The sequence below is a fragment of the Roseateles sp. L2-2 genome (assembly GCF_050613215.1).
GTDB lineage: Bacteria > Pseudomonadota > Gammaproteobacteria > Burkholderiales > Burkholderiaceae_C > Roseateles > Roseateles noduli.
This window is the reverse complement of sequence record NZ_CP192509.1, coordinates 2378165-2403836: the sequence shown is the minus strand read 5'-3', so window position 1 is coordinate 2403836 and position 25672 is coordinate 2378165. Positions and strand designations below refer to the sequence as shown.

The following is a 25672-nucleotide window of genomic DNA, read 5'->3' as shown; positions in this document are numbered from 1 at the left end:
TGGAGGGCTGAGCGCCCGCGAGGTCCGGAACGGATTTAACCACAGGCGCCGGGCTTGAGTCGACGCCGGGCCGGCGTTGTTCGCACGCGGGTCGCACGCCGAGGGGCGCACGAGGGAGCGATCGGGGGTGACTCGGTCGGAGCCCCTCGAAAGCTCGGATAGAATGCGAAGTGACGGGCCTCCTCGCATGGAAGCGCGGCCAACCGGGTCAGATGGGGAACCAAGCAGCCCTAACCGTTGTGACCAGTGCCGAGGGTAAGGCTCGTCAACCTCATTCAAGTGAAAACCGCCGGGAGGCGGTTTTTTCGTTTGTGGGCCCGCAAGACGTGGCACCCGGCTGCATCAAGATGTGTCCCCGTCGTGAGCAACATGACGTAGGTCAACGCTTGCCGCCGACGCCACTCCCTAGAGTTCCGAATGGCCATCCAGTTCGTAATCGGTGAATACCGCCTCTTGCGGGAGGCGCTGAAGCTGCACCAATCCAAGCTGCAGCGGGAGTCCGAAGCAATTGAGGACGAAGACGAGCAACTCCTCGTGGACGACAAGCTTCAGAAGCTTAACGACATGCTTCGCGGCATCGCGATCGCAGCGAAGGCAGATTGGGATATCGACCTCGCTTGAGCAGATCAAAGCAGCCGATGCGACGTCGGTTTGGATCAAGCCAATCTTGATCGTGGCCGGCGAGGCTCGCCAGCCTCATTCAAGTGAAACCGCCAGCGGCGGTTTTTTCGCTTTTGGGAGTTGTGTGAGAGTCGAAGGTTGTTCAAAAGTCCGGGCCATCGGTCGTGGACCGAGAGTGGGCCATGCCACCGCTCATCACGAAAGGGAGCAGAGGACCTGCGACGAATCAACAACATCAACAAACGACCACGTGCGCGCTCCGACCTTTAGAAGAAAATGGCTTCCGGGAGGAAGCATGGCTCTGGCAAATCGGCATGGCCTAACTAGGCACATCCCTGCGGAGATTAAGCGGGAGGTTCGTCAACGGTGCGGCTTCGGTTGCGTCATTTGCGGCCTCGGCTTCTACGACTACGAGCACTTCGCTCCAGACTACGCGGACGCGACAGCCCACCACCCTGAAGGCATCACCCTCCTCTGCCCGAACTGCAATCAAAAGCGCGCACGCGGCACTCTGTCAAGACAAACTGTCGCCGCGGCCGACCAGAATCCCGCTTGCTTGCAACGCGGCTTCACGCGAGAGTACCTCGACGTTTCGCCGGACCGACTCATCCTGAGGTTCGCTGCAGCCACATTCGTGAACTGCCCTGTGGCCGTGGAGGTCAACAGATTCCCCATTCTCTCGATTGCTCGGCCAGCGTCGCCCGGCGAACCACTGCGACTTTCAGGGCACTTTTGCGACGCTCAGGGGCGCGTGACCCTCATGATCCGGGACAACGAATGGCGCGCGCCTAAAGATGTCTGGGACGTCGAATGCAGAGGCCCGCGAATCACAATTCGGACCGGTCGCGGCGACATTGCGTTGGCACTCCGTACAGAGCCACCGGAGCGCCTCGTGATCGAGCGGATCAGCATGGGATTTGAGGGCTGCTTGATCCAGGGAACGGAGGACGAAATGCGTCTATCCGTTGACGGTGGGCGCGGATGGTCGACCATACAGCGTGCACACGTCGAGGATTGCGCGATCGGCTTTTCCTTAGCAAATAGCGAGCGCTACAAGAATTCCAACGACTTGCGCTTCTGAAGTCCGTTGGAACAGGCAATGGAGGAGATCACCGCCAGACTTCGATGGAGCGGCGCGGTAGCATTTTTTGCTCGAGAACACACGCAGCGCGCGCCTCTATCGGGAGGCGGGCGGCGTTCCGGTGCACTGATATTCGACGGTCACTCGCCAAGCGTTGCACGTACCTTGATAGAAACTGGTGCAAGCGCGAGTCCCACCTCCGAACGGCTCAGCCCCGGAGTAGCCCCATGCGCCGCAACGTTGTTGCGCTGAAGAGAGACCTTGCTGGAGATCGACCTTCGGATTCTCGAAGCCTCCATATTCGTACGACATTCTGACGATGCCGTCCGCGCGGCTACCGCCTGTAGGAATTAACTGCTTGTTCACGGCACAAGCCGTAAGCGCCAAAGACAGTGCAGTTGCGCAAGCCGCCAAGCAGTAGTCGCGCCGGAAAATGGTCTGTGCCATGTCGCTTCTCCCTCATTGAAGGTTGCAGTCTCAGTTTCCGAGGCGGCGCTGGAATCGGTAGAACCCTTGAATTCCTCGCTGAATCTCATCAATCCTGAGGACGATGTGATTCGAAGCGCAGCGCTCCCTGCAGCCCGCTAGAGTTCAAGTGAAGCCAAGGGTGGACCAAACATGTCATCGTCCTTCGACCTTCAGCGATTTCTGGAAGCCCAAACTCCGCAAGTCGCCGACGTCCTCGCCGAGCTCAAACGCGGCCGCAAGCTCACCCACTGGATGTGGTACTTCTTCCCCCAGCTTCGAGGTTTGGGGGTGAGCAGCACGGCGCAGTTCTACGGGATCGAGTCGCTGGATGAGGCGATCGCGTATCTCGACCACGACGTGCTTGGAGCGCGATTGCGCGAATGCGTGGCGTTGATGAACACCCACCGCAACAAGACCGCTGAGCAGATCCTCGGCTCGGTGGACGCGATGAAGTTCCGCTCGTCGCTGACGCTCTTCGCGAAGGCATCGGGCGACGAGGCCGTGTTCATCGAGGCGCTGGACCGCTACTTCGGCGGTCAACCCGATCAGCGCACGCTAGATCTGCTCGCCTGACCGGCGAGCGACGCTTCACAGCGTCGGTTCAACCGCCCGCCGCTTCCCCGCCTCTTCCGCCGGGAACAACCGCAGCCACGCCACCGCCACGTTCCACAGCGCCAGCACCACGAAGGCAAAGACTGGCACCGCCGCCAGCTTGACCGGCGCCTTCGTCGCGATGAACGCCACCAGGACGCCCAGGAGGAGCGCCCACAGCGTGTTCACGACCAGCGACGCCCAACTCGCAAGCCGCTTCGAATCCGCCCGACCCGCGATCAGCGCCAGGCCAGGCGGCAGGAAGGTCACGACGCTCGCGACCTCCCCGCCCACCGTCGACACCGTGAACATCAAATTCGCGACGAGCATCAGCCCGAAAAGAACGAGCTGCACGACATTGGCGATACGGAGCGATTTCGGCATGCGGGCTTGAACCATCTGCGGTGGAGGGGCGCCGGATTATGAGTGTTTCGCGATGTATCGCCCTCCCCCGGCATGCCCGCGGCAGATGACCTTCGTCCATTCCCCTGCCGGCGCCCCTGCACAGAATGTCCTCTCGCCCATACCGTCTTCGCGAGCCAACGGGAGTTCCATGACCACGAGCCTCAATCCCTACGACCCGGACATCGAATCCGTCGCGCGCGCCTTCGCCGACCGGGCCGCGGCCGCCCCCGATGAAGCGCTCAGCCAGTGGCGCGCCGATACCAGCTCGCTCTCCCCCGTCCAGCGCGCCACCGGCGCCCGCCTGGCCGCCTCGCAGCTGAGCTGGCGCGCGAAGGCCGCCCTAGTCGGCTCGTCCTCCGGCACCGCGCTGCTGGCCGACTGGGACAGCGACCGGATGCGTGCACCGTACGTCCCGCAACTCCCCCTGCTCACCAATCGCCAGACCTATGCCTACTGCGCAGGCATCGTCCTGCAACGCGGCACCCCGGCCGCGATCAACGCGCTCAAGCAGGGCCGCATGATCCTCGTCGGCCTGCGCCGCGAGACCTCCACCCTCGCCAACCGCGGCCGCGGCGTCTATGACGACCACATCGTCGTGCTCAACGGCGGCGACGGCCTGCGCACCGCCCGCGTCTTCCCCGCCTGCACCGAACCCGGCGCCCAGTACTCGCAGCGCGCCGCGCCCAAGGGCACCGGCCGCGTCGACGCCCGCTACAACGACGTGATCTACAAGCACGCCGAAGGCTTCGACATGAACGGCGACGGCATCAAGGAAGTCGGCCGCCTGCGCGCCGGCACCTACTTCTTCGGCGAGAAACCGAAGGGCCATCTGAAGGCCCGCGCCTTCCAGGCCACCCGCACCCAGACCGCCGAACGCGACACCGACGGCGACGGCCGCTTCAACGCCATCGACCCCAACCGCATCGACCCGACCACCGTCGGCACTACGATGTACATCCACCGCGGCGGCACGCAAGCCTCCGGCAACACCTGGTCCGCCGGCTGCCAGACCATCCCCAACGATGTCTATCCGCGCTTCCTGGCCTCCATGGGCCAGATGTCGTCGTTCCACTATGTCCTCGTCGATGGCTACTGATCACCTCCTGCGCAACGCCGCCCTGCTGCTCGCCACCGCCGGCTTCGCCTCGCTGGCCAGCTGCGCAGGCACCGGCGACAAGGCCCCGACCGCTTCGGCTGCAGCGACGCCATCGGCTTCGACGGCCGCCGAGCCGGCCACCCGCACCTGCAACTTCGGCGCCTTCGTCGCCGAGACCGATCCCGCCGGACTCAACGTCCGCGCCGCGCCGAACGCCACCGCCAAGGTGCTCGGCAAGCTGCCGCCGTCCTTCGTCGAACCGTCGATGAACTACGGCGTGCGCGTCGAGGTCGAGGTCGTCGGCGCGCGCAACGGCTGGTTCCTCATCCGCAACGCGCAGGACAACGAGACCTTGACCGACCGCCCCGCACGTCCGATGTACTCGGGCGAAGGCTGGGTCAGCGGCAGCAAGCTGACCGTGAAATCGCAGGCCGAGGTCGGTCGTGCACAGCCGAACCTGAAAGCGAAGGCGGTGCTGCGCATCGGCGACAACGAGGCCTTCGACAACGACCTCGTCGTCGATGCCGCACGCCTGGCCGACTGCACCGGCAAGTGGGCCCAGGTGGAGTTCTCCGATCAGCGTTTCCCCGCCTCGGACCGAAGCTCGGTGAAGGTCGACGCCGCCGCGCGCGCCGGCCTGCCGCCGGGCCGGTTCCGCGCCTGGGTGAACCGCATCTGCGCGATCCAGGAAACCAGCTGCGACGGCCTCGGCGGCGACAACGACGTCGACACCAAGCCCTGATATCAAGCGCTGCCACGAAGCCCTCGGCGCGCCGCGTATCGCGTGGCGCGCAAGGGGTTGGTAGAGTCGCGGCAAGCTCCCCGCCGCGCCATGCCCGCCTTCACCCGCCTGCCTTGTCCGCTCCCCGGCGTCGACATCGTCTGCGCCGACAGCGCCAAGGCCTTCCCGCGCCACATCCACGATGAATTCGGCATCGGCCGCATCGATCGCGGCGCGCAGAAGACCGCCAGCGGTCGCGGCATGGTCCAGTCGGTCGCCGGCGACGTCATCACGGTCAATCCGGGCGAGGTCCATGACGGCCTGCCGCTCGGCGACCACGGACGCGCATGGCGGATGCTGTATCTCTCGCCCGACGTGGTCGGCGGTCTCGTCGCCGACATCGCGGAAGGCCGCAGCGCCGGGGACGTCGAGTTCCACCTTCCCACGCTCCACGACGACCGCGTCGCCGGTCGCTTCGAAGCGCTGTTCCGCGCCATGGCGACCACGCCGACCGCCGCCACAGACACGCTTCAGGTCGACGGCGCGCTGATCCTGCTGCTGCAGTCGCTGCTGCAGCCCCGCGCGGCGGACCAGCCCGCGATCCCCGCAGGCATCGCGATCGCCCGCTCCCGTCTCGACGACGATCTCACCGCCCCTGTCAGCCTCGCGGAACTCGCGCGCGAGGCCGGCCTGAGCCGCTTCCAGTTCCTGCGCGGCTTCACCCGCGCGACCGGGCTGCCGCCTCACACCTACCTTGTGCAGCGCCGACTGCAGCACGCGCGCCGGCTGATCGCGCTCGGAACGCCGCTCGCGGACGCCTCCGCCGCCAGCGGCTTCTTCGACCAGAGCCACCTGACGCGCCACTTCGTCCGCTGCTTCGGCATCGCGCCGGGCGCATACGCCGCCGCGCTCCGCTGAGCCCGCCTGCAATTTCATCCAAGACGCGCCGCCGGCGCGCCTCGACGATCACCTCCCCGCCTTCACCGCACCGAGGTCCGTCGTGCCCTTCTCCTCGCTCTCGAATCCCGAGTTCCTCATCACCTCGCTGATCGTCGTCGCCTCGCCCGGCACCGGCGCGCTGGTGACGCTCGCCGCCGGACTGTCGGGCGGCGCGCGCGCCTCGCTCCACGCCGCCCTCGGCTGCACCATCGGCATCGTCCCGCACATGCTGGCCGCGATCACCGGCCTGGCCGCGCTGCTGCACGCCAGCGCCCTCGCCTTCGACGCAGTGAAATACGTGGGCGTGGTGTACCTGCTCTACATGGCGTGGATGTCGCTGAAGGAGCGCGGTCCGCTCGCCGTGGAGGCCACGGGCGCCGACGGCCCGCCGCGCTCCGCGCGCGAGATCGTCACCCACGCGGCCCTCGTGAACCTGCTCAACCCGAAGCTGTCGATCTTCTTCCTCGCCTTCCTGCCGCAGTTCATCGCCCGCGACGACCCGCATCCGACGCCGCTGATGATCGAGCTCTCCCTCGTCTTCATGGCGATGACCTACGTGGTGTTCGCGGTGTACGGCGTCTTCGCCGCCGCGATGCGCGATCGGGTGCTCACGCGCCCGCCGGTGCTGCGATGGATGCGCCGTGGCTTTGCCGCGGCGTTCGTGGGACTCGGCGTTAAGCTCGCGTTGGTCCAGCGTTGAGAGGACATTGAGCGGATATCGAGCGGCGATCGAGCAAGTCCCGATCGCGCGCTTCCGACGAAGAATCGTCGAGGCAAGGCTTGACCCTCACGTGACGTGAGGCTGCATCATCGCCTCCATGCCAACGATTTCCCCGCCGATGCAACGATCGGCGCGGACACGCCCCATGGACTACACCGTCGGCGATCTCGCCAAGCGCAGCGGACTCACCGTCCGCACGCTCCACCACTACGAGCAGCTCGGACTGCTCGTGCCCTCGACCCGCACCGACAGCGGCTATCGGCTGTACAGCGACGCCGACATCCGGACCCTGCATCGCATCCTGGCCTATCGCCAGATGGGTCTGGCGCTGAAGGACATCAGCCCGCTGCTCGCGCCCGGTGCGGCCGCGCCGTTGCGGGAGCTGCTGGCGCGCCAGATCGCCGCCGTGGAAGCGGGGATCTCGGAACAGCAGCGCCTGCTCGCCATGTTGCGGCGGGTCGAGCGGCGCGCGGTCGACGGTGCCGAAAGCACCGAGGACCTGCTCCAACTCATCACCGCGCAGCAGATCCTGGAGCGCCACTACTCCGACGACGACATGACCCGGCTGCGGGCGCTGCAGGACGCGATCCCGCCCGAGACGATCTCGCGGCTGAAGACGGAGATCCCGGCGCTCCTCGCGGCGTTCCGGGCCGCCAAGGAGGCGAAGCCGGCCGACCCCGACGTCCTGCTCGCCCTGGCGCGGCGATGGATCGCCATGGAGCGCCTGGTCCCTGTGGACGAAGAGCTCCGTCGCAAGGGACGCCAGATGCTGGGCACCGATGCGAGCTTCCAGCAGATGAGCGGCATCGATCCCGCGCTGGCCCAGTTCATCGACGACGCGGTCGCCGCAGCGAAGGCCGCGGACGGGGGCGAAGCATGAGCGCCGCCATCACCTCGGATCCCGCAAGCGCGGAAGCGACGGCGACGGCGACCGAGCCTCAGCCCGCGCCGCGTCTCTTCGCCGACAGCAACGTCCGATGGCTCGCCGGCGGCGGCCTGGTCTCGATGCTCGGCGACCAGTTCACGCTGCTGGCGCTGCCGTGGCTCGTGCTGCGCCTCACCGGCGATCCGCTGGCGCTGGGCACCGTCCTCGCCGCGATGGGCGTGCCGCGCGCGCTGCTGATGCTGGTCGGCGGCGCGACCGTCGACCGCCACGCGCCCCGTCGCGTGCTGCTGGTCACGCGTCACGCCAGCGCGGTGCTTCTGGCGGGGCTCGCCGCGCTCGTCGCCAGCGGCCATGTGACGCTCTCGATCATCCACGTCTTCGCCGTCGCCATCGGCATCACGACCGCGTTCTCCCATCCCGCCGCGAGCGCGCTCGTCCCGAGCACCGTGCCGAAGGCGCTGATCCAGCCCGCCAACGCGCTGCTGATGTCGATGCGGCAGGTCACGATGCTGCTCGGCCCGTTGCTCGGCGCCGCGCTCATCGCCGGCACCGGGACGCAGGCCGCCCCCGTCCCCGGCGCCGCCGGACTGCGGGAGGCCACAGGCCTCGCCTGGGCCTTCGGGCTGGACGCCTTCAGCTTCGTGGTGGCCGCGCTCACCTTGCTGCCGCTGAAGCCGATCAACGCGGCACCTGCGGCGTCCCGCAGGAACATCGCCGACGCGAGCACCAGCACCAGCACCAGCACCAGCAGCACCAGCAGCAGCAGCAGCAGCAGCAGCAGCACCGTTGCCGATGCCAAAGCCGCAGCCGACAAACAGTCGATCGCAGCCTCCATCGCCGAAGGCCTGCGCGCGCTGTGGAGCGATCCGCTCCTGCGCGCCCTCTGCCTGTACGTGACCGCCATCGGACTGCTGGTCGGCGGTCCGCTGCAGGTCGCGCTGCCGGTGCTCGCCGAACGGCAGCTCCACGGCGACGCGACGACGTTGGGCGTCCTCACCGCAGGTCACGGCGCCGGCATCCTCGTCGGCCTGCTGCTCGCAGGCCGTTTCGCAGGTGGACGGATCGCCGCGCTGGGGTCGCTCGGCACGACGGTGCTCGCCATCGACGGGCTGGCCGGCCTCGTCTTCATCGCGCTCGGACAGGTCTCGCACAGCTGGGAAGCCGTCGCGCTGTTGGCGCCGATCGGCGCCATGGCGGGCTTCGTCCAGGTCGCCGTGATGAGCTGGATCCAGCGGCGCGTGCCGCCGCGCATGCTCGGCCGCGCGATGTCCGTGCTGTTGTTCCTCATCATGGGCCTCGCACCGCTGTCGTCGGCGCTCGCGGGCTACCTGCTGCGCATCGTGCCGTCGCCGGTGATGTTCGCGGCCTGCGGTCTCACGATGATGGCCGTCGCCACGATCGGCGCGATCGCGCTGCCGATGCGCCGCATCGACTGAACATGCCACAGGCAGACCTGGAAAGCCCGGTCTGATCTTGTCAGCCCCTAGTCGGCCGCGCCCGCAGCCACGGAAGGGGCCGGCATCGCGCCGTCGAAGTCGAACAGCTCCACCTTCTTCGGCTGCCCCGAACGGCGCTCCACCTTGTGCTGCGGCCCGATCGCCTTGCCGGTGCGGGCGTCGATGAGCTTGAGCTCCACCGGCTCGCCGGTCTCCGTGTCGATCAGACGCACCGGCCTGTTCTTCAGCGGCGCGTGCTTGTTGCCCCAGGTCAGCAGCGCCAGCATCACCGGCCGCAGGTCGCGGCCCTTGGGCGTCAGCACGTACTCATACCGCGGCGGCTTGTCGCTGTAGAGCCGCTTCTCCAGCAGCTCCCGCTCCACCAGTTCCGCCAGCCGGCGCGTCAGCGTGTTGGACGCGATGCCCAGCTCCGTCACGAACTCGTCGAAGCGGTGGTGCCCGTAGAACACCTCGCGCAGGATCAGCACGCTCCAGCTGTCGCCCAGCATGTCCGTCGCCCTCGCCAGCGGACAGGCCATGTCTTCGAAGCTCGTGCGGCGCATCGGGGGTCTCCTTGTCGGGATCGGCGCCGGGATCCGGGCCGTCCGGCGATTCTCACTGACTTTCATCATGGAAGTTAGTTGACGAATCAGGAACGGTGCATTCCACGCGCAGTGACTTCCATGATGAAAGTGACATTCCTATAGTCCGCCCCATCGCTCGCCAACCGGCGGGTCCTCGATGCCGGAGTCCTTCCATGACCGCTTCAACGCCTTCCGCCCCCGCCGCCACCGATGCCGCCGCGCCCACTGGTCCCACGACCGCGCCGTCGACCTCGACGCCCCGCCGCGCCCTCGGCCGCGCCACGTTGAAGTGGGCCGTGCTGACCGCTGTCGTGCTGGGCGTCGCCGCCTACGGCGCCCACTGGTGGACGGTCGGCCGCTTCCATGAGGAGACCGACGACGCCTACGTCGGCGGCGACGTGACCGTCATCGGCGCGAAGGTCACCGGCTACATCACCGAGCTGCCGGTCGCCGACAACCAGTTCGTGCACGCCGGCGACCTGCTCGCCCGCATCGACAGCCGCGACTACCAGGCCGCGCTGCAGCGCGCCGTCGCCGCGGTCGAGGCGCAGGACGCCGCCATCGCCAACCTGGGCGCCGCCGCCGCGCTGCAGCAGGCCGTGATCGCGAAGGCCCGCGCCGGCATCGACGCCGCCGCCGCCGAAGAGCAACGCGCCCGCGACGACTTCGCGCGCTACAAGGACCTCGTCGGCCGCGCGGCCGTGTCGGTGGAAAGCAGCCAGCGCGCCGAGGCCACCTTCAAGACCGCGCAGGCCGGATCCGCCCGCGCCCGCGCCGAGCAGCAGGCCGCCGAGCGCCAGCTCGACGTGATCGCGACGCAGAAGCGCCAGGCGCAAGCCGCCCTCGACCAGGCGCGCGCGGAGCGCGACATCGCCCAGCTCAACCTCGGCTACACCGAGCTGCGTGCGCCGCGCGACGGCTACATCGGCAACCGCAAGGCGCGGCTCGGCACCTACGTCGGCGTGGGCACGCCGCTGCTGTCGGTGGTCCCGGCGCAGGGCCTGTGGGTCGACGCGAACTTCAAGGAAGACCAGCTCGCCCGCATGACGACCGGCCAGCCGGTGAACATCCGCGCCGACGCCTGGCCCGGCGTCGTGCTGCACGGCACGCTGGGCAGCCTGGCGCCGGCGACCGGTTCGCAGTTCAGCGTGCTGCCCGCCGAGAACGCCACCGGCAACTTCACCAAGATCGTCCAGCGCGTGCCGGTGCGCATCCAGCTCGATCCCGCCGACGATCGCCTCGGCCGCCTGCGTCCTGGCCTGTCCGTCATCGTCGAAGTCGACACCAACCATGCCGGTGCCGTCACCAAGGACGCCGCCAAGGACGCCACCAAGACGGCGAGCGTGCAATGAGCGCCGCCCTCGCCCCGGCGGACGGCGGGGCGCCGCCGTCCTCACCGCCGCGCAAGCGGCCGCCCTTCTGGTCCGACATCGTCATCCCCATCGACCAGCTGACGACGCGCGACAAGGTGCTGGCCTTCGCGACCATGTGCGTCGGCATGTTCATCGCGCTGCTGGACATCCAGATCGTCTCGGCCTCGCTGCGCGACATCGGCGGCGGACTCTCCGCCGGCGCCGACGACACCACCTGGGTGCAGACCAGCTACCTGATCGCCGAGATCATCGTGATCCCGCTCTCGGGCTGGCTCGCGAGCGTGATGTCCACGCGCTGGCTGTTCGCGGTCTCGGCGCTGGGCTTCACGCTGACCAGCCTGCTGTGCGGCCTGGCCTGGAACATCCAGAGCATGATCGCCTTCCGCGCGCTGCAGGGCTTCATGGGCGGCTCCATGATCCCGATGGTCTTCACCACCGCGTTCATGTACTTCAGCGGCAAGCAGCGCGTGATCGCCGCCTCCACCATCGGCGCGATCGCCTCGCTGGCGCCGACGCTCGGCCCCGTCGTCGGCGGCTACATCACCGACGTGCTGTCCTGGCAGTGGCTCTTCTACATCAACCTGCTGCCGGGGCTCCTCGTCACCATCGTCGTGCCGATGATGGTCCGCGTCGACAAGCCCAACCTGTCGCTGCTCAAGGGCGCCGACTACCTGTCGATGTTGCTGCTCGCCGTGTTCCTCGGCTGCCTGGAATACACGCTGGAGGAAGGTCCGCGCTGGAACTGGTTCAGCGACTCCACCATCGTCGCCACCGCCTGGATCGCCGGCGTGACGGGCATCGCCTTCATCGCCCGCAGCCTCACCCATGCGCATCCCATCGTCGACCTGCGCGCGCTCAAGGAACGCAATTTCGCGCTGGGCAGCCTGTTCTCGTTCATCACCGGCATCGGCATCTTCGCCACCATCTACCTGACGCCGCTGTTCCTCGGCCGCGTGCGCGGCTACAGCGCGCTCGACATCGGCCTGGCCGTGTTCTCCACCGGCGTGTTCCAGGTGCTGTCGATCCCGCTGTACGCCTTCCTCGCCGGCCGCTTCGACCTGCGCTGGATCCTCTTCGCCGGGCTCTCGCTCTTCGCGATCTCGATGTGGGAGTTCGCACCGATCACGCATGACTGGGGCTCGGCCCAGCTGCTGCTGCCGCAGGCGCTGCGCGGCATGGGACAGCAGCTCTGCGTGCCGCCGGTGGTGACGCTGGCGCTCGGCGCGCTGCCGCCGGCGCGGCTGAAGCTGGCCTCGGGGCTGTTCAACCTGATGCGCAACCTCGGCGGCGCCATCGGCATCGCGGCCTGCGCCACCATCCTCAACGACCGCACCAACCTGCACTTCCAGCGCCTGGCCGAACACCTCAACACCAGCAACGAGTCCATGAACCAGCTGCTGGCGTCGGTGGGATCGTCGCTGTCGGCGTCGATGCCGTCGAGTGACGCCGCCACCGCCGCGTTGCGGCAACTCTGGTCGCTGACCTACCGCGAGGCGCTGACGATGACCTTCGCCGACGCCTTCCTGATCGTGATGGGCTGCTTCGTCGTCGCGCTGGTGTTCGTGCCGATGCTGCGCAAGATCGCGCCGCCGGCCGCGCCCTCCGCCGATGCGCATTGATCGCGATCGATGCCCACCCTTCGTCCTCGTTCGTCCCGAACGCCCCGATTCCCTCGACCTCCTGGGAGACCCGCCATGTCGCTCCTGCCGTCCGCTTCCTTCCGCCCGCTGATGCGGCTCGCCCCTCTCGCGCTGGCGGCCGTCCTCGTCGCCTGCGCCCAGGTGCCCTCGTCGGGCGAACGCCCCCGCGCGCTCGATGAGCGCTTCGCCGGCCAGTCCCTGATCGCGCAGCACCAGGACGGCGTCGCGCCGGCCACGCTGGGCACCTGGTGGCAGGACTTCAACGATCCCGCGTTGACCGCCATCGTGCAGCGCGCGCTCGATCAGAACCTGGACCTCGCGGTCGCACTGGCGCGTGTCGAGCAAGCTCGCGCCGCGGCACAAGGCGCAGGCGCTCTGCGTCTGCCGCAAGGCGCGGTGCAAGGACAGCTGCTGACCCAGCGTCAGTCGCTGAAGAGCCCCGAAGGCTCGCTGGCGCGCGGTTTCCCCGGCTATGACCGCAACCAGACGCTGCAGACGCTGGGCGTGGGCGCGAGCTGGGAAGCCGACCTCGCCGGCGGCCTTCGCCAGGGCGAAGCCGCGGCTGTCGCCGAATGGCAGGCCGCCGAGGCCGCTCGACTGGGTACGCGCGTGACCGTCGCCGCCGAAGCGGCCGACGCCTACTTCCGCGTGCGCGGCGCCCAGGCGCGCATCGAGGTCGCCGAGGCCCACCTGCGCACGCAGTCGCAATTGCTGCAACTGATCCAGGATCGCTTCAAGGGCGGTCTGGCCGCGCAGCGCGAAGTCGCCGAAGCGCAGGCGCTGCAGCTCCAGGCGCGCGGTACGCTGCCGCCGCTGCGGACTGAGCTTGCGCAGCAGCAGCATCGCCTTGACGTGCTGATGGGCGAGCAGGCCGGCACCTATGCGGCGAAGCTGGTCGCGCCTTCGCAGTCGTTGCAGTCGTCGCAGTCGTCGCAGACTTCCACGTATCGCGTGCCTTCCTTGCCCGGCGATCTGACGCCCGCCACGCTGATGCGCCGTCGTCCCGACGTCATCGCCGCCGAGCGCCAGCTCGACGCGAGCCAGGCGCACATCGGCATCGCAACGGCCGAGTACTACCCGCGCCTGACGCTGGGTGGCGTGCTCGGCGCCTCGAGCCTGCACGGCGGGCTGTTCAGCTCGGATGCGTTCCAGCCGCAGGCGCTGCTCGGATTGCACTGGCGGTTGTTCGACTTCGGTCGCGTCGACGCGGAAGTCGCCCAGGCGCGAGGCGCGCGCGCGGAGGCGCTCGCGCAGGTGCGCCAGCGCATGCTGCGCGCCACCGAGGACGTCGAGAACGCGATCGTGTCGCTCTCCGAGCTGGAGCTGCAACGCGGCGACCTCGTGCAGGAAGTCCGCGCGCATCAGGTCGCGCGCGACGCCGCCGAGGACGCCTACAAGGGCGGCGCGGCCAGCCTGATCGAGGTGCTGCAGGAGGACCGGCTGCTGCTCGCCGCGCGCGACCAGCTCGCGCAGCTGGACGCGAACCATGCGCGGGCGGCGGTGTCGGCCTTCCGGGCCTTCGGTGGAGGATGGGATGCGCCGGCGCAGCAGTCACCGACGCTCCAACCCGTTCCGCCCTCGCCCACGACCGCCCTGCTGTCGCCCACCGCAGCCGGGGGCCAAGCGCGATAGGCGCCCGACCAAAACTAGGGCCTCGTTAGCATCGGGCTCCATGAGCCTGTCGCCCGCCTCGCCGTCACCGTCGCCCAAGCCTCCCGCCCCGCCCGCGCACGGCGCAGGCGGCCTGCTGCCCCTGCTCTTCGTCGCCGTCTGGAGCACCGGCTTCATCGGCGCGAAGTTCGGGCTGCCGGACGCGGAGCCCTTGACCTTCCTCGCGTGGCGCTACGCCGCGGTCATCGCGCTGATGCTGCCCGTCGTGCTGGTGCTGCGCGCGCCCTGGCCGCGCTCGATGGCCGCGTGCGGGCACATCGCGGTGACGGGGCTGCTGGTGCACGGCGTCTATCTGGGCGGCGTGTTCACCGCCATTTCACATGGTCTGCCGGCCGGCATCACCGCGCTGGTCGTCGGCCTGCAGCCGCTGGTCACGGCGCTCGGCGCGCGCGCCTTCCTCGGCGAACGCATCGCGACCATGCAGTGGCTGGGTCTGGGCGTCGGCTTCCTCGGCGTCGGACTGGTCGTCGCGCAGAAGATCGCGGCAGTCCCCGGCGGCGCGCTGATCACGATGCTGCTGCCCGCCGTCATCGCGCTGATCGGCATAACCGCCGGCACGCTCTACCAGAAGAAGTTCTGTCCGTCCTTCGACTTGCGCACCGGATCGATCATCCAGTTCGTGCCGAGCCTGCTCGTCACCGCCGCGATTGCCGCCATGACCGAGACCATGCAGGTGCAGTGGACCGGCCAGTTCGTCTTCGCGCTGGCGTGGCTGGTGTTGGTGTTGTCGCTCGGCGCGGTCAGTCTGCTGAACGTGCTGATCCGCCGCGGCAGCGCGGTCAACGTCGCCAGCCTCTTCTACCTGACGCCGCCGACGACCGCGCTGATCGCGTGGGCGCTGTTCGGCGAGACGCTGACCGGCCTCGCGATGGCCGGCATGGCGCTGGTCGCGATCGGAGTCTGGCTGGCGCGCAGGACGCGCTGAACGCGCTGAACGCGTCCACATCGGAACGCGGCAATCGCGCTGCCGTCGCACGTACGGGAGCGCGCACGAAAAAGGCGGCCACGCGGGCCGCCTTCGGTGATGACAGCGAAATCAGTTGCGGTCGGCGCGCGCCGGAAGCGTCGTGTCGGTGGTGCTGGTGCTGTCGTTGCTCATCGTCGACGTATCCGTCGACGAGGTGCCGGCAGCAGGCGCGCTCATCGGCATCGGATCGGTCTGCGTGCGGACGTTGGGGTCCTGGCGCTGATCGGTCGACATGTTGTTGCCGTTGTTCTCGCTACCGGTGGACGGCTGGCTGTTCTGCCAGTCGTTCGTGGTCGCGGGCTGACCGGTGCTCGGGTTGGCGGCCGGCGTCGCAGGCGGCGCCTTGCCCTGGTCGTTGTTGTTGGACAGCGGATCGTTGGTCTGATCGCGCGCGCCCACGGAGCCGGAGCTGCCGCCCTGGCCGCCACTCTGGGCGTGAAGGAAGCCGACGCCGGAAGCCAGCGCAATCGCCATTGCCACGGTGGTGATCTTGGAACGGGGGTTCATGGTGGATCTCCTGGAAGCTGTGGATGGAAGGTCTTGCCGGGGGTTCCTGCTCGGTTCGCACTGCGTCCTATCGCATCGCGAACCGTCGCGGCACCCTTGCAAGGAAAGACTGGCAATCCCGATGCCTGCGCGGTTCTCGCGCGATGGTTCGAGCAATGGCCGATCAGGACTTGAATCCCGAGGCCCGCGCAGGCGAAGGTTCGAGTTCATCGAGCACGGCGAGGATCGCGACCGGCGGTGTCGACGCATTGGCCGGCGGCACGATGATGTCCTGCGCCAGCGGTTGAGCGAGCGAACGCGCCTGCGCGGCGCCGCGCGACTCCGCCGGCGTAGCGAGCAGTCGAAGCCGTTGTCCGATGGCATCGAGGCTCTGCGCCGTCGACTCGTCGTCGGCCTCCGGGTCGAAGGAGTCGAGGGTGATGCGATCGGGCGAAAGACCCAGCCCCAGCGCATGGAAATAGCTCGCCTCCGTGACGACGCTGAGCTGGCTCGCGATCAGGCGATGGACTTCGAGATCCGGCATGTCCATCTGAGCGCCCTGCACGGTGGCCAGCACGGGCGTGCGCGTGATGCCGCCGGCCAGACCGGCGAGGCGATGGGCGTTCGGCAGGTGCGCGTGCAGCACCGCCGCCTGCTTGTTGCGGATGAGCCCGATGAGCACCTGGATCGCGTGCCACGGCGGGTCGTCGGGCATCGCGACGATGACGGTGTCGGCGCCGAGATCCCGCAAGCGTTCCGCGTACGGTCCGTCTGCAGGGCAGACAACGGTGAAGCGGACGTTGCCGCCCTTGCCATGCCGCTCCACGAGACGCTCCACCAGGCGCGTCGCGCCGAGTCGATCGGCTGCAGTGGCGAGCGGGCACGCCTCATCCGGCGCTTCGTCCGACGACACCGCGCCGACGATCTCGACGATGTGCAGCGAGGGCACGGGATTCCCTGTCGTGACGGCAGAGAGCGTCGGCGTCGCGCCGGGGCGTCGTTGTGCAGGGCGGTCCATCGCGAGCCTCTTGAAACCGCACCATGCGGTGACTACGCATGGCAAGGCTCATACCCGCCGGGCGCTGCCGGGCTCTGCCTGAACATCTGAGGCTACAGAGGCTTCAGCGACTGCAGCACCGTCGGGAGAAGTTCGCTCACCGTCGGGTGGATGCGCACGCCGCCGGCGGTGACGTCGGTGTACGGCCGCTTCGATGCGATGACGTCGAGCAGCGATTGCACCGCCTCGTCGCCGTCGACGCCCAGCACCATCGCGCCGAGGATCGCCTTCGACTCCGCGTCGACGAGGATCTTGATGAAGCCTTCCGTCTCGCCCTTCTCGACGGCACGACCCACGCGCGTCATCGGCCGCGTGCCGATCAACGCGGGACGGCCGCTGGCGCGCACCTCCTGCTCGCCGAGGCCGATGCGCGCGAGCGGCGGATCGGTGTACAGCGCGTAGGTCACGACGCGGTCGCCGACACCGCGATCGGCGCCGTCGAAGAGGTTGGCCGCGGTGACCTCGAAATCGTTCCACGACGTATGCGTGAACGCGCCGCGGCCGTTGCAATCGCCGAGCGCCCAGATGTGCGGCACGCTGCTGCGCAACTGGTCGTCGACGACGATGTTGCCGCGCTCGTCCACGCGCACGCCGGCGCGGTCCAGGCCCAGGTCGTCGGTGTTGGGCTTGCGGCCGGTGGCGATCAGCACGTGGCTGCCGCGGACCTCGGGCTCGCCGGTCTGGCAGTTCACCTGCACGGCGACGCCCTCCTCCGCCGGCGCGAGCTTCACGCATTCGGCGCCGGTGCGGATGGTCAGGCCTTCGCGTTCGAGGATCCCGCGCAGGGCCTCGGAGACATCGGCGTCCTCGCGCGGCACCAGCCGCGGGCCGCGCTGCACGACGGTCACCTCGGAGCCGAAGCGCCGGAACATCTGCGCGAACTCCAGCCCGATGTAGCTGCCGCCCACGACGACGAGGTGCCGCGGCAGTTCATCGAGCTTCATGATCGACGCGTTGCTGAGCCAGGGCACGGTGTCCAGGCCCTCGACGCCGGGTTGCGCGGGGCGGCCGCCGACGTTGATGAAGAAGCGGTCCGCGCGCAGGCGGCGTCCGTCGACGCTGACCGTGTGGGCGTCTTCGAAACGCGCGTGGCCCATGATCAGCTCGACCTTGTCCATGCCGCGCAGCCACTTCTCGACGTTCTGCCGGGACTGGCCCGAGATGCGTTCCTTGCGCGCGATGACGGCGGGCAGGTCGACGCCGACCTGCGCCGGCACCCGCACGCCCCAGCGCGCGGCCTCGCGGACGACCCAGGCGGCATGGGCGCTGGCGACCATCGCCTTGGTCGGGATGCAGCCGGTGTTGACGCAGGTGCCGCCGACGCGCGAGCGCTCGATGACGGCGACGCGCCAGCCGGCCTGCGACATGCGCTCGGCCAGCGCGGGGCCGGCCTGGCCGGCTCCGATGACGATGGCATCGAAAGAGTCCGAGGACTCGATGGGTTCACTCACGGCGACGCTCCTGGAGAGGGATCGTCGCGGAGTCTGCCACTGTCGGGCGACAGGTCAATGTGCGTGCCCGGGCGTCAGTGCGCGTCAGTGCGCGTCAGTGCGCGTCGAGCAGCGCGCGCAGCCGGTCGTCCCGGACCTCGAGGACGTCGAACAGGCCGAGCTCGCGCAGCGCCGGCAGCGCCTCCACGATGTCGCGTTCGGCGTCGGCGCGGCGGTCGGCCTCGACAGCCGGATCGCCCCACGCCTTCGCGTTGACGAGGAACGCGCCGACGGTGCCCTTGCGGATCACGGTGCCGTTGCGTTCGATCTGGTTCTGCCCGTCGGGCAAGAGGTCTTGGGCTTTCATCGTTTGCTCCTGGTGGTGATGGTGGATGGGATGGATGAATCGTAGGGAGCGACGGCTGGCCTGAGTACGGCATTGAAGACATAAGATAGTCCGATGACGCCACGACGAGCTGCCGTATCCCGCACTTCGAAGACCTTCGAGTCAGCCGCCCACGCGGAGTCGCTGCTGTTGCGCGCGGTCCAGCAGAGCTCCGCCGACGGCCGCTCGACCCGTCGCCATCGGCATGCGAGCGGACAGATGCTGGGCGCCATCCAGGGTCTGCTCACGGTCGACGTGAGCGATGGCCGCTGGGTCGTGCCCGCGACGCATGCGCTGTGGATTCCGCCGGACGTCCCGCACGGGCTGCGCTCGCATGGACCCTTCGCCGGCTGGAGCGTCTACGTCAGCCCTGCGGGTAGCGAAGCGCTGCCGACGGAACCGCGGATCGTGGCCGTGTCCGGCCTGCTGCGCGAAGCGGTCGCGCGGGCGGCGATGTGGCCGGAGACCGCCACCGCGCTCGACGCGGCGCAGACGCGTCTGGCGGGCGTGATCCTCGATGAGATCGCAGCGGCGCCTCCGGTGGCGCTCGGCCTGCCGATGCCTTCGGACGAGCGCTTGCTCAAGATCGCGCGCGCGTTGTCGGCGCGACCCGACGACGAACGGCGGCTCGATGAATGGGCCGTCTGGGCGGGCATCGCGCCGCGCACGCTGACGCGGCGCTTCGCCGAGGAAACCGGCTTCAGCTTCACCGAATGGCGACAGCGCGTGCGGCTGTTGCGCGGGCTGGAGCTGCTCGCCGCTGGAAAGCCGGTGACGACGATCGCTCTGGAACTTGGCTACGACAACATCAGCGCCTTCATCGCGCTGTTCAAGCGGACCTTCGGCGTGACGCCGGGGAAGTACGGCGCCACCCCGCCTGAAGGCTGAGGCTGAGGCTAAGGTCGACGCTGACGTCGGCGCCGGGTCCGGGTCCGATCAGGTCGAGCCGTGGCGTCGCCGGATCGCGGCCAGGGTGCCGCGCTGTTCCAGCACCTGGATGGCCAGATCGATGCGAGCGAGATCGCGCTCGTCGAGCCGTCGCCGGCTCAGCATCAGGCACACCGGCTGCACGCTGTGTCCGAAGGGCTGCCGCAGCAGCCGCACGCCGGAGACGCGCGCCTGCGCATGGACATCCAGGTCGTCGCCGAGGATCAACGCCGCCCGGCCGAGCCGCAGCATGTCCACGCCCTGGCGCGTGGTCTGGTACGGCAACAGCAGGCCCGCGTCGGCGAGGCGTTCGCGCCAGGCCTCGAAGTCATCTCCCAGTCCGAGCGCATCGACGTGCAGCAGGGGGATGCGCCGCTGCAGCACCTGGTCGAACCCCTGGAGCCCGACGAGCCGCGGATCGCGAGGATCCGTCGCGGCGACCATGAAGGCCTCGTTGCGATAGGTCCGGCTGTACATGACCGCGGCGTCGCGGCCCGGGACCGGTGTCGCCGAGAAGATCACGTCGAACTGGTCGTTCAGCAGCTCGCGGTAGCGCCGCTTGCGCCATTGCGGCGTTCCGCGGACCCAGCGGAGTTCATACCCCGCCTGCTTGCAGATGGCCTGGAGCAGTTCCGCATCGAGTCCGCGCACGCTGCCGTCGGCGCCGGGCTCAAGGTACGGCGGCCAGGATTCCACCAGCGCGCGCAGGACGCGCGGCCGGCCGCCCGCCCACGCGGCGCTTCCCCATGAAGCCGTCCCCCAGGCGAGGGCCAGACCACCCACGACGGCGCGGCGCCTGGGCCCTCGAAGGTCGGAGGGACCGGAGGAGCCGGATGGAGTCATTGCCTCGTCGAGAGCCATCGCGGTGGGCATTCGATCCAGTGTGCGCCTGGCTCCGGGGAGCCACAAGGCGGGCGAGGCACGTCCTTCAGGGACTCCCCTCGGATGGGGGTCGGTGGCCGGCGGCGTCCAGAGAAAGTCACGAGGTACCGCAACCGCTCGGTTACCCACATGGTTTTGTCAGTTTCAAAAGCGCAAAATTGATACATGAAAGTCGTTCTCGTCGAAGACTCCCCGCTGGTCCGCAAGCATCTGCTGGCGGCCCTGAAGGAACAGCCCTTCCTGTCGGTGGTCGGCCTTGCCGCCACCGAAGCGGAGGCCCTGTGCACCGTCGGGCTGACGCGGCCCCACGTCGTGGTGCTGGACCTCGCGCTGGCCTCCGGGTCCGGGCTGGAGGTGCTGCGCAAGCTGCGCCTGGCCGGCTACGGCGGGACCATCCTGGTCCTGAGCAACCGCGATGCCGAGGTCTACGGCCCGCTGTGCGTGCGCAACGGCGCCAACGCGTTCTACGACAAGGGCCGTGAGTTCGAACAGTTCCTCACCGACCTGAACGTGCTGGCGGAAGCGCCGCGGCTGGCGGCCAGCCAGCCGATGAGCTTGACCTCGCTGCATATGCGCTGAGGACTTCCCGGCCGCTTGACGGTGCCGGCTGCGGATCCTGGCGAGAGTTACGGCAGCGAGTTTCGGAAACTGCAGCCGAGTGTGCAGCCAAGCGGTTCGAAAAGAAGAAAACCCGCTCTGGGCGGGTTTTCTAAGTGCTTGATCGAGCAAGCTATTTTGGAGGAGAGGGGGGGATTCGAACCCCCGAGACGTTTCCGTCCGCCTGATTTCGAGTCAGGTACATTCAACCACTCTGCCACCTCTCCGGAATTCGGTGATCGCTGTGGTTGTTAGCGACTAAGCCTAAGAGTATAGCGAGGTTTTTGACGCCTTGGCAAGAACTCGCGTGAGTTTGTGCGAAAGACGCGTCAGAGAGGTTTCGAGCAGTCGGCTCGGCCCCTCTCCCCGCTGGTCCGCTCAGGCCTTCAGCACGTCCTTGCCGCCCAGGTACGGACGCAGCGCTTCCGGCACCGTGATGCTGCCGTCGGCCTGCTGGTAGTTCTCCAGCACCGCGACCAGCGTGCGTCCCACCGCCAGGCCCGAACCGTTCAGCGTGTGCACCAGCTCGTTCTTGCCTTGCGCGGTCTTGAAACGCGCCTGCATGCGACGCGCCTGGAAGGCGCCCATGTTCGAGCACGAGCTGATCTCGCGGTAGGTGTTCTGCGCCGGCAGCCAGACTTCCAGGTCGTAGGTCTTGACCGAGCCGAAGCCCATGTCGCCCGCGCACAGCAGCACCGTGCGGTACGGCAGGCCGAGCTTCTGCAGCACGGCTTCGGCGTGGGCGGTCATCTCTTCGAGCGCGGCCATGCTGTGCTCGGGCTGCTCGATGCGGACCATCTCGACCTTGTCGAACTGGTGCTGGCGGATCATGCCGCGCGTGTCGCGACCGGCCGAGCCCGCTTCCGAGCGGAAGCACGGGCTGTGCGCCGTCAGCTTCACCGGCAGCTCGTCGACCGTCAGGACGCTCTCGCGGACCGAGTTGGTCAGCGAGATCTCCGAGGTCGAGATCAGGTACTGCTCGTTCTGCTCGTCGTCGCCGCCGCGCAGCACCCAGAACATGTCTTCCTTGAACTTGGGCAGCTGGCCGGTGCCTTCAAGGATCTCGCGGTTGACGATGTAGGGCGTGTAGCACTCGGTGTAGCCGTGCTCCTGCGTCTGCATGTCGAGCATGAACTGCGCGAGCGCGCGGTGCAGGCGCGCGACCGGGCCCTTCAGGAAGGCGAAGCGCGAGCCCGACAGCTTGGCGCCGAGTTCAAAGTCCAGGCCCAGCGGCGCGCCGAGGTCGACGTGGTCCTTGACCGCGAAGTCGAACTCGCGCGGCTGGCCCCAGCGGCGCACCTCGACGTTGCCGGTCTCGTCCGCACCGGCCGGCACGCTGGTGTCGGGCAGGTTGGGGACGCTCATCAGCATCGTGTTGAGTTCGACCTGGATCAGGTCCAGCTTCTCGGCGCCGGCCTTCAGCTCGTCGGCGATGCCGGCGACCTCGGCCATCACCGCGCTGGCGTCTTCACCCTTGCCCTTCAGCATGCCGACCTGCTTGGACAGCTGGTTGCGCTTGGCCTGCAGCTCCTCGGTGCGGATCTGCACCTGCTTGCGGTCGGTCTCCAGCGCCTTGAAGCGCTCGACGTCCAGGAAGGGTTGGGGATTCTTGCGCTGTTGGAGACGCTCGATGACGGCGTCCAGATCCTTGCGCAGCAGGGTGATGTCCAGCATGGTGTGTCTTTCGTGTTCTGCGCCGACGGCGGCCCTCGGAAGGGGGGCGTCGGCGATGCATGGGGAGTGTCGGTCAGCGGGGGCTCGACGAGGAGCTCATCCCGAACTGGGCGGCGCCCCTCCGAAGAGGGTCGCCGCGACGATCAAGATCGCCCGCTGGTGACCTCGGCCATCGACTTGTCGCCCAGCCCCATCGGCAGCGGGAAGCGCACATGCTCCTCGACGCCCGGCAGCGTACGCACGGTGGTCGCGCCCAGCTCGCGCAGGCGCGAGATCACGGCTTGCACCAGCACGTCCGGCGCCGAGGCCCCCGCCGTGAGGCCCACCTTCGAGCGACCGTCCAGCCATTCGGCCTGTACGTCCTCAGCCGCGTCGACCATGTAGGCCGGCGTGCCCAGGCGTTCGGCCAGCTCGCGAAGTCGGTTGCTGTTGGAGCTGGTCGGGCTGCCGACCACCACCACCACGTCGACCTGCGGCGCCATCACCTTCACGGCATCCTGCCGGTTCTGCGTGGCGTAGCAGATGTCCTGCTTCTTCGGCTCCCGGACTTCGGGGAAGTGCTTCTTCACCGCGCGCAGGATCTCGGCCGCGTCGTCGACGCTCAGCGTGGTCTGCGTGACCACGGCCAGTCGGCTCGGGTCCTTGACCCGCACGTGCGGCACGTCCGAGGCCTCCTCGACGAGGTAGATCCCGTCGCTGAGCTGGCCCATCGTGCCTTCGACCTCGGGGTGCCCCTTATGGCCGATCATGATGAATTCGTAGCCTTCGCGGTGCAGCTTGGCCACTTCCACGTGGACCTTGGTCACCAGCGGGCAGGTCGCGTCGAAGATCTGGAAGCCGCGCTCCTGCGCTTCCTTGCGCACCGCCTGGCTCACGCCGTGGGCCGAGAACACCAGCGTCGCGCCGGCCGGCACGTCGGCCAGGTCCTCGATGAAGATCGCGCCCTTGGCCTTGAGGTCGTTGACCACGTAGGTGTTGTGCACGATCTCGTGCCGCACGTAGATCGGCGCGCCGAACTTCTTCAGCGCGCGCTCGACGATCTCGATCGCCCGGTCCACGCCGGCGCAGAAACCGCGCGGCTCGGCCAGCACGATGTCCTTCATGTTCACGTCCATCGCCGTCATCACAGCACCCCGATCAGCTGCACCTCGAAGCTGACGGGCTGTCCCGCCAACGGGTGATTGAAGTCGAACAGCAACCAGTCCTCCCCCAGCTCGCGCACCACGCCGGCGTACTGGCCCTGGCCGTCCGGCGTCGGGAACTGCACAACGTCGCCGACGTGGTACTCCTCGTCCGGATCGCCCAGCTGGCGCATCAGCGCGCGCTTCACGCGCTGCAGCAGCTCGGGGTTGCGCTCGCCGAAGGCCTCGCCCGGCGCCAGTTCGACGCGGGTGTGCGTGCCCTCGGCCAGGCCGACCAGGCGCGCCTCGATCGCAGGCGCCAGCTCGCCGGCGCCCAGCGTCAGCGTGGCCGGCAGCTTGTCGGCGAAAGTGTTGATCAGATCCTGGCCGTCCGGCCCGCTCAGCCGGTAATGCAGGGTCAGGAAGGATCCTGGTTGAACGAGGGTCACTAGTCAGGGGGATTTTGGGAATCGAGCCGTGATTTTAGGCTGTAGCGCCACCCTCCTTCCTCCGAGTCCCGACATGACCGTTATCCCCGACCCGAACGCCCCGCCCCGGCCGTCCGCTCCGTCGGTCATCGCCGAGCTGCCGCCCGAGGTCCGTCCGCGTGAGAAGCTGCTGGCCCGGGGCGCGTCCGCCCTCTCAGATGCGGAGTTGCTGGCGATCCTTCTGCGCACCGGACTTCCAGGGCGGCCGGTCCTGACCCTGTCGCGCGACGTGCTCGATAGCTGCGGCGGTTTTCGTGGCCTGCTGCGCGCCCCGGCCGCCTCGCTCGCCGGGGCCAAAGGATTGGGGCCCGCCAAGCGCGCGACGCTGTTGGCGATACTGGAAATTGCCCGGCGAGCCTTTCGCGAAGCGCTCGCCAACGGGCCGGTTTTCGAATCCGCCGAAGCCGTCCGCGACTACCTCCGCCTGGAGTACGACGACAAGCGCGCCGAATGCTTCGCGGTGATGTTCCTGGACACCCAGCATCGGCTGATCGCCCTCGAGACGCTGTTCCACGGCACCCTTTCCCATACCATTGCGTACCCCCGGGAGGTGGTGAAACGCGCGCTGACCCTGGATGCCGCCGCGGTGATCCTGGTTCACAACCACCCATCGGGGCGTACCGATCCGTCGCCGCAGGACGTCCAGCTGACCCGCGCGATGATCGAGTCGCTGGCGCTCATCGACGTGAAGGTCCTGGACCATTTCATCGTCGGCGCGGGTCAGCCTGCTTCGATGACCGACCTGGGCCTGCTGTGACCGACCGACTGCGCAGCCTGCAAGACCTGCAGACGCTGCACCGAGAACTGAAGCTCCGCCAACGCGTGGAGGAAGAGCGCCGCGAGCGCGAGGCCGCGCTTGCGCGCCTGCGCGACGAGGAAGCCCGCATCTTCGAGCGCACCGTCGGCAAGGTCGTGCCGCTGCCGGAGACCAACCGGGTGATCCTCACCCTCGGCAGACCCGAGCCGGAGCCGCGCCAGCGCGAGCTCGACGAGCAGATGGCCTGGAAGCAGGCGCTGTCGGACGATTTCGACGTCGACTCGCTGCTGGAGACGGACGAGACGCTGTCCTACCGCAGACCGGAGGTCTCGGCGGAGTCGGTGCGCAAGCTCAGACGCGGCCACTGGGCGCTTCAAGCGCAGATCGACCTGCACGGCCTGCGCCGCGATCAGGCCCGCGAGGCGCTGGGCACCTTCATCCACGACAGCGCCAAGCGCGGCCTGCGTTGCGTGCGCGTGGTCCACGGCAAGGGCAACGGCTCCCCCGGCCGCGAGCCGGTGCTGAAGGCCCGCGTGCGCCGCTGGCTCGTCCAGAAGCAGGAAGTCCTGGCCTTCGTCCAGGCCCGCGCCAGCGATGGCGGCAGCGGCGCGCTGATGGTCCTGCTCAACAGCTGAGCGTCGCCGCTCTCCCGCCCCCTCGCCCACACG

Annotated in this window: 28 protein-coding genes, 1 tRNA gene and 1 other RNA gene; 18 read left to right on the top strand and 12 right to left on the bottom strand. The window is 68.5% G+C overall.

Annotation, left to right across the window (positions count from 1 at the left end; all coding sequences use genetic code 11):
* The first annotated feature begins 172 nt into the window (after positions 1 to 172).
* From ffs to ACQZ13_RS10740, 3 genes are all read left to right on the top strand, one after another.
* Positions 173 to 270: signal recognition particle sRNA small type (ffs, locus tag ACQZ13_RS10750), an RNA gene on the top strand.
* A gap of 147 nt (positions 271 to 417) precedes the next feature.
* On the top strand, positions 418 to 621 hold the full coding sequence (locus ACQZ13_RS10745) for a hypothetical protein (RefSeq protein ID WP_431051737.1): 204 nt from the start codon (positions 418 to 420) through the stop codon (positions 619 to 621).
* Positions 622 to 916: 295 nt separating this feature from the next.
* Entirely contained in the window at positions 917 to 1702 is a 786-nt protein-coding gene (locus ACQZ13_RS10740; RefSeq protein WP_431051735.1) for an HNH endonuclease, read from the top strand.
* A 96-nt stretch (positions 1703 to 1798) separates the two neighbouring features.
* Here ACQZ13_RS10740 and yecR read toward each other — a convergent pair whose 3' ends face one another.
* A complete protein-coding gene (gene yecR / locus ACQZ13_RS10735) occupies positions 1799 to 2149 on the bottom strand; it encodes a YecR family lipoprotein (RefSeq protein ID WP_431051733.1) in 351 nt (116 codons plus the stop codon).
* 171 nt (positions 2150 to 2320) lie between these two features.
* Here yecR and ACQZ13_RS10730 point away from each other — a divergent pair, with 171 nt between their 5' ends.
* On the top strand, positions 2321 to 2743 hold the full coding sequence (locus ACQZ13_RS10730) for a DUF1810 domain-containing protein (RefSeq protein WP_431051731.1): 423 nt from the start codon (positions 2321 to 2323) through the stop codon (positions 2741 to 2743).
* 15 nt (positions 2744 to 2758) lie between these two features.
* Here ACQZ13_RS10730 and ACQZ13_RS10725 read toward each other — a convergent pair whose 3' ends face one another.
* Entirely contained in the window at positions 2759 to 3160 is a 402-nt protein-coding gene (locus ACQZ13_RS10725; RefSeq protein WP_431051730.1) for a hypothetical protein, read from the bottom strand.
* Between the two features lie 154 nt (positions 3161 to 3314).
* Here ACQZ13_RS10725 and ACQZ13_RS10720 point away from each other — a divergent pair, with 154 nt between their 5' ends.
* The 6 genes from ACQZ13_RS10720 to ACQZ13_RS10695 all read left to right on the top strand — a co-directional run bounded on the left by ACQZ13_RS10720 (position 3315) and on the right by ACQZ13_RS10695 (position 8965).
* Complete coding sequence (locus tag ACQZ13_RS10720) at positions 3315 to 4262, top strand: hypothetical protein (RefSeq protein ID WP_431051728.1); 948 nt, start codon at positions 3315 to 3317, stop codon at positions 4260 to 4262.
* Positions 4252 to 5004 (top strand): hypothetical protein, encoded by a 753-nt coding sequence (locus tag ACQZ13_RS10715; RefSeq protein WP_431051726.1) that lies wholly within the window; start codon positions 4252 to 4254, stop codon positions 5002 to 5004. Before ACQZ13_RS10720 ends, ACQZ13_RS10715 begins: the two co-directional genes overlap by 11 nt.
* Positions 5005 to 5094: 90 nt before the next feature.
* Complete coding sequence (locus tag ACQZ13_RS10710) at positions 5095 to 5901, top strand: AraC family transcriptional regulator (protein WP_431051724.1); 807 nt, start codon at positions 5095 to 5097, stop codon at positions 5899 to 5901.
* 82 nt (positions 5902 to 5983) lie between these two features.
* The gene (locus ACQZ13_RS10705; protein ID WP_431051722.1) at positions 5984 to 6622 is read left to right on the top strand and encodes a LysE family translocator; all 639 of its coding nucleotides are present in this window, start codon (positions 5984 to 5986) and stop codon (positions 6620 to 6622) included.
* Between the two features lie 166 nt (positions 6623 to 6788).
* Entirely contained in the window at positions 6789 to 7523 is a 735-nt protein-coding gene (locus ACQZ13_RS10700) for a MerR family transcriptional regulator (RefSeq protein WP_431051720.1), read from the top strand.
* A complete protein-coding gene (locus ACQZ13_RS10695; protein WP_431051718.1) occupies positions 7520 to 8965 on the top strand; it encodes an MFS transporter in 1446 nt (481 codons plus the stop codon). The genes ACQZ13_RS10700 and ACQZ13_RS10695 overlap by 4 nt, the downstream gene beginning before the upstream one ends.
* A gap of 47 nt (positions 8966 to 9012) precedes the next feature.
* Here ACQZ13_RS10695 and ACQZ13_RS10690 read toward each other — a convergent pair whose 3' ends face one another.
* The gene (locus ACQZ13_RS10690) at positions 9013 to 9528 is read right to left on the bottom strand and encodes a winged helix-turn-helix transcriptional regulator (protein WP_431051716.1); all 516 of its coding nucleotides are present in this window, start codon (positions 9526 to 9528) and stop codon (positions 9013 to 9015) included.
* 194 nt (positions 9529 to 9722) lie between these two features.
* Between ACQZ13_RS10690 and ACQZ13_RS10685 the strand changes: the two genes are divergently transcribed.
* From ACQZ13_RS10685 to ACQZ13_RS10670, 4 genes are all read left to right on the top strand, one after another.
* Complete coding sequence (locus tag ACQZ13_RS10685) at positions 9723 to 10901, top strand: HlyD family secretion protein (RefSeq protein ID WP_431051714.1); 1179 nt, start codon at positions 9723 to 9725, stop codon at positions 10899 to 10901.
* Positions 10898 to 12541, top strand: coding sequence for a DHA2 family efflux MFS transporter permease subunit (locus ACQZ13_RS10680; protein WP_431051712.1), 1644 nt, complete (start codon positions 10898 to 10900; stop codon positions 12539 to 12541). Before ACQZ13_RS10685 ends, ACQZ13_RS10680 begins: the two co-directional genes overlap by 4 nt.
* Positions 12542 to 12616: 75 nt before the next feature.
* Positions 12617 to 14194 carry an efflux transporter outer membrane subunit gene (locus ACQZ13_RS10675; protein WP_431051710.1) on the top strand — a complete coding sequence of 526 codons (1578 nt, stop codon included), beginning with the start codon at positions 12617 to 12619 and terminating at the stop codon, positions 14192 to 14194.
* Between the two features lie 40 nt (positions 14195 to 14234).
* On the top strand, positions 14235 to 15158 hold the full coding sequence (locus tag ACQZ13_RS10670; RefSeq protein WP_431051708.1) for a DMT family transporter: 924 nt from the start codon (positions 14235 to 14237) through the stop codon (positions 15156 to 15158).
* Between the two features lie 111 nt (positions 15159 to 15269).
* Here ACQZ13_RS10670 and ACQZ13_RS10665 read toward each other — a convergent pair whose 3' ends face one another.
* From ACQZ13_RS10665 to ACQZ13_RS10650, 4 genes are all read right to left on the bottom strand, one after another.
* Positions 15270 to 15707, bottom strand: a complete 438-nt coding sequence (locus ACQZ13_RS10665) for a hypothetical protein (RefSeq protein ID WP_431051706.1) — start codon at positions 15705 to 15707, stop codon at positions 15270 to 15272.
* 163 nt (positions 15708 to 15870) lie between these two features.
* Positions 15871 to 16704, bottom strand: coding sequence for a glycosyltransferase (locus ACQZ13_RS10660; protein WP_431051704.1), 834 nt, complete (start codon positions 16702 to 16704; stop codon positions 15871 to 15873).
* Between the two features lie 92 nt (positions 16705 to 16796).
* On the bottom strand, positions 16797 to 18194 hold the full coding sequence (locus tag ACQZ13_RS10655) for an FAD-containing oxidoreductase (RefSeq protein ID WP_431051702.1): 1398 nt from the start codon (positions 18192 to 18194) through the stop codon (positions 16797 to 16799).
* A gap of 94 nt (positions 18195 to 18288) precedes the next feature.
* Complete coding sequence (locus tag ACQZ13_RS10650) at positions 18289 to 18540, bottom strand: hypothetical protein (RefSeq protein ID WP_431051700.1); 252 nt, start codon at positions 18538 to 18540, stop codon at positions 18289 to 18291.
* A 93-nt stretch (positions 18541 to 18633) separates the two neighbouring features.
* Here ACQZ13_RS10650 and ACQZ13_RS10645 point away from each other — a divergent pair, with 93 nt between their 5' ends.
* Complete coding sequence (locus tag ACQZ13_RS10645) at positions 18634 to 19446, top strand: AraC family transcriptional regulator (protein ID WP_431051698.1); 813 nt, start codon at positions 18634 to 18636, stop codon at positions 19444 to 19446.
* A 48-nt stretch (positions 19447 to 19494) separates the two neighbouring features.
* Here the strand turns inward: ACQZ13_RS10645 and ACQZ13_RS10640 are convergent, their stop codons facing one another.
* On the bottom strand, positions 19495 to 20268 hold the full coding sequence (locus tag ACQZ13_RS10640; protein ID WP_431051696.1) for a substrate-binding periplasmic protein: 774 nt from the start codon (positions 20266 to 20268) through the stop codon (positions 19495 to 19497).
* 264 nt (positions 20269 to 20532) lie between these two features.
* Between ACQZ13_RS10640 and ACQZ13_RS10635 the strand changes: the two genes are divergently transcribed.
* Positions 20533 to 20946, top strand: a complete 414-nt coding sequence (locus ACQZ13_RS10635; protein ID WP_431051694.1) for a response regulator — start codon at positions 20533 to 20535, stop codon at positions 20944 to 20946.
* A gap of 157 nt (positions 20947 to 21103) precedes the next feature.
* Here ACQZ13_RS10635 and ACQZ13_RS10630 read toward each other — a convergent pair.
* From ACQZ13_RS10630 to ACQZ13_RS10615, 4 genes are all read right to left on the bottom strand, one after another.
* Positions 21104 to 21191 (bottom strand) — tRNA-Ser (locus ACQZ13_RS10630).
* A gap of 151 nt (positions 21192 to 21342) precedes the next feature.
* Positions 21343 to 22638 (bottom strand): serine--tRNA ligase, encoded by a 1296-nt coding sequence (serS, locus tag ACQZ13_RS10625; RefSeq protein WP_431051692.1) that lies wholly within the window; start codon positions 22636 to 22638, stop codon positions 21343 to 21345.
* Positions 22639 to 22781: 143 nt separating this feature from the next.
* Complete coding sequence (gene ispH / locus ACQZ13_RS10620) at positions 22782 to 23762, bottom strand: 4-hydroxy-3-methylbut-2-enyl diphosphate reductase (protein WP_088403698.1); 981 nt, start codon at positions 23760 to 23762, stop codon at positions 22782 to 22784.
* Entirely contained in the window at positions 23762 to 24208 is a 447-nt protein-coding gene (locus tag ACQZ13_RS10615) for an FKBP-type peptidyl-prolyl cis-trans isomerase (RefSeq protein ID WP_067275053.1), read from the bottom strand. The genes ispH and ACQZ13_RS10615 overlap by 1 nt, the downstream gene beginning before the upstream one ends.
* A 73-nt stretch (positions 24209 to 24281) precedes the next feature.
* Between ACQZ13_RS10615 and radC the strand changes: the two genes are divergently transcribed.
* Together radC and ACQZ13_RS10605 are read left to right on the top strand one after the other, a co-directional pair.
* Positions 24282 to 25004: a RadC family protein gene (gene radC, locus ACQZ13_RS10610; protein WP_431051689.1), complete on the top strand. Its 723-nt coding sequence runs from the start codon at positions 24282 to 24284 to the stop codon at positions 25002 to 25004.
* The gene (locus ACQZ13_RS10605; protein ID WP_431051687.1) at positions 25001 to 25639 is read left to right on the top strand and encodes a Smr/MutS family protein; all 639 of its coding nucleotides are present in this window, start codon (positions 25001 to 25003) and stop codon (positions 25637 to 25639) included. The genes radC and ACQZ13_RS10605 overlap by 4 nt, the downstream gene beginning before the upstream one ends.
* The last annotated feature ends 33 nt before the right edge of the window (positions 25640 to 25672 follow it).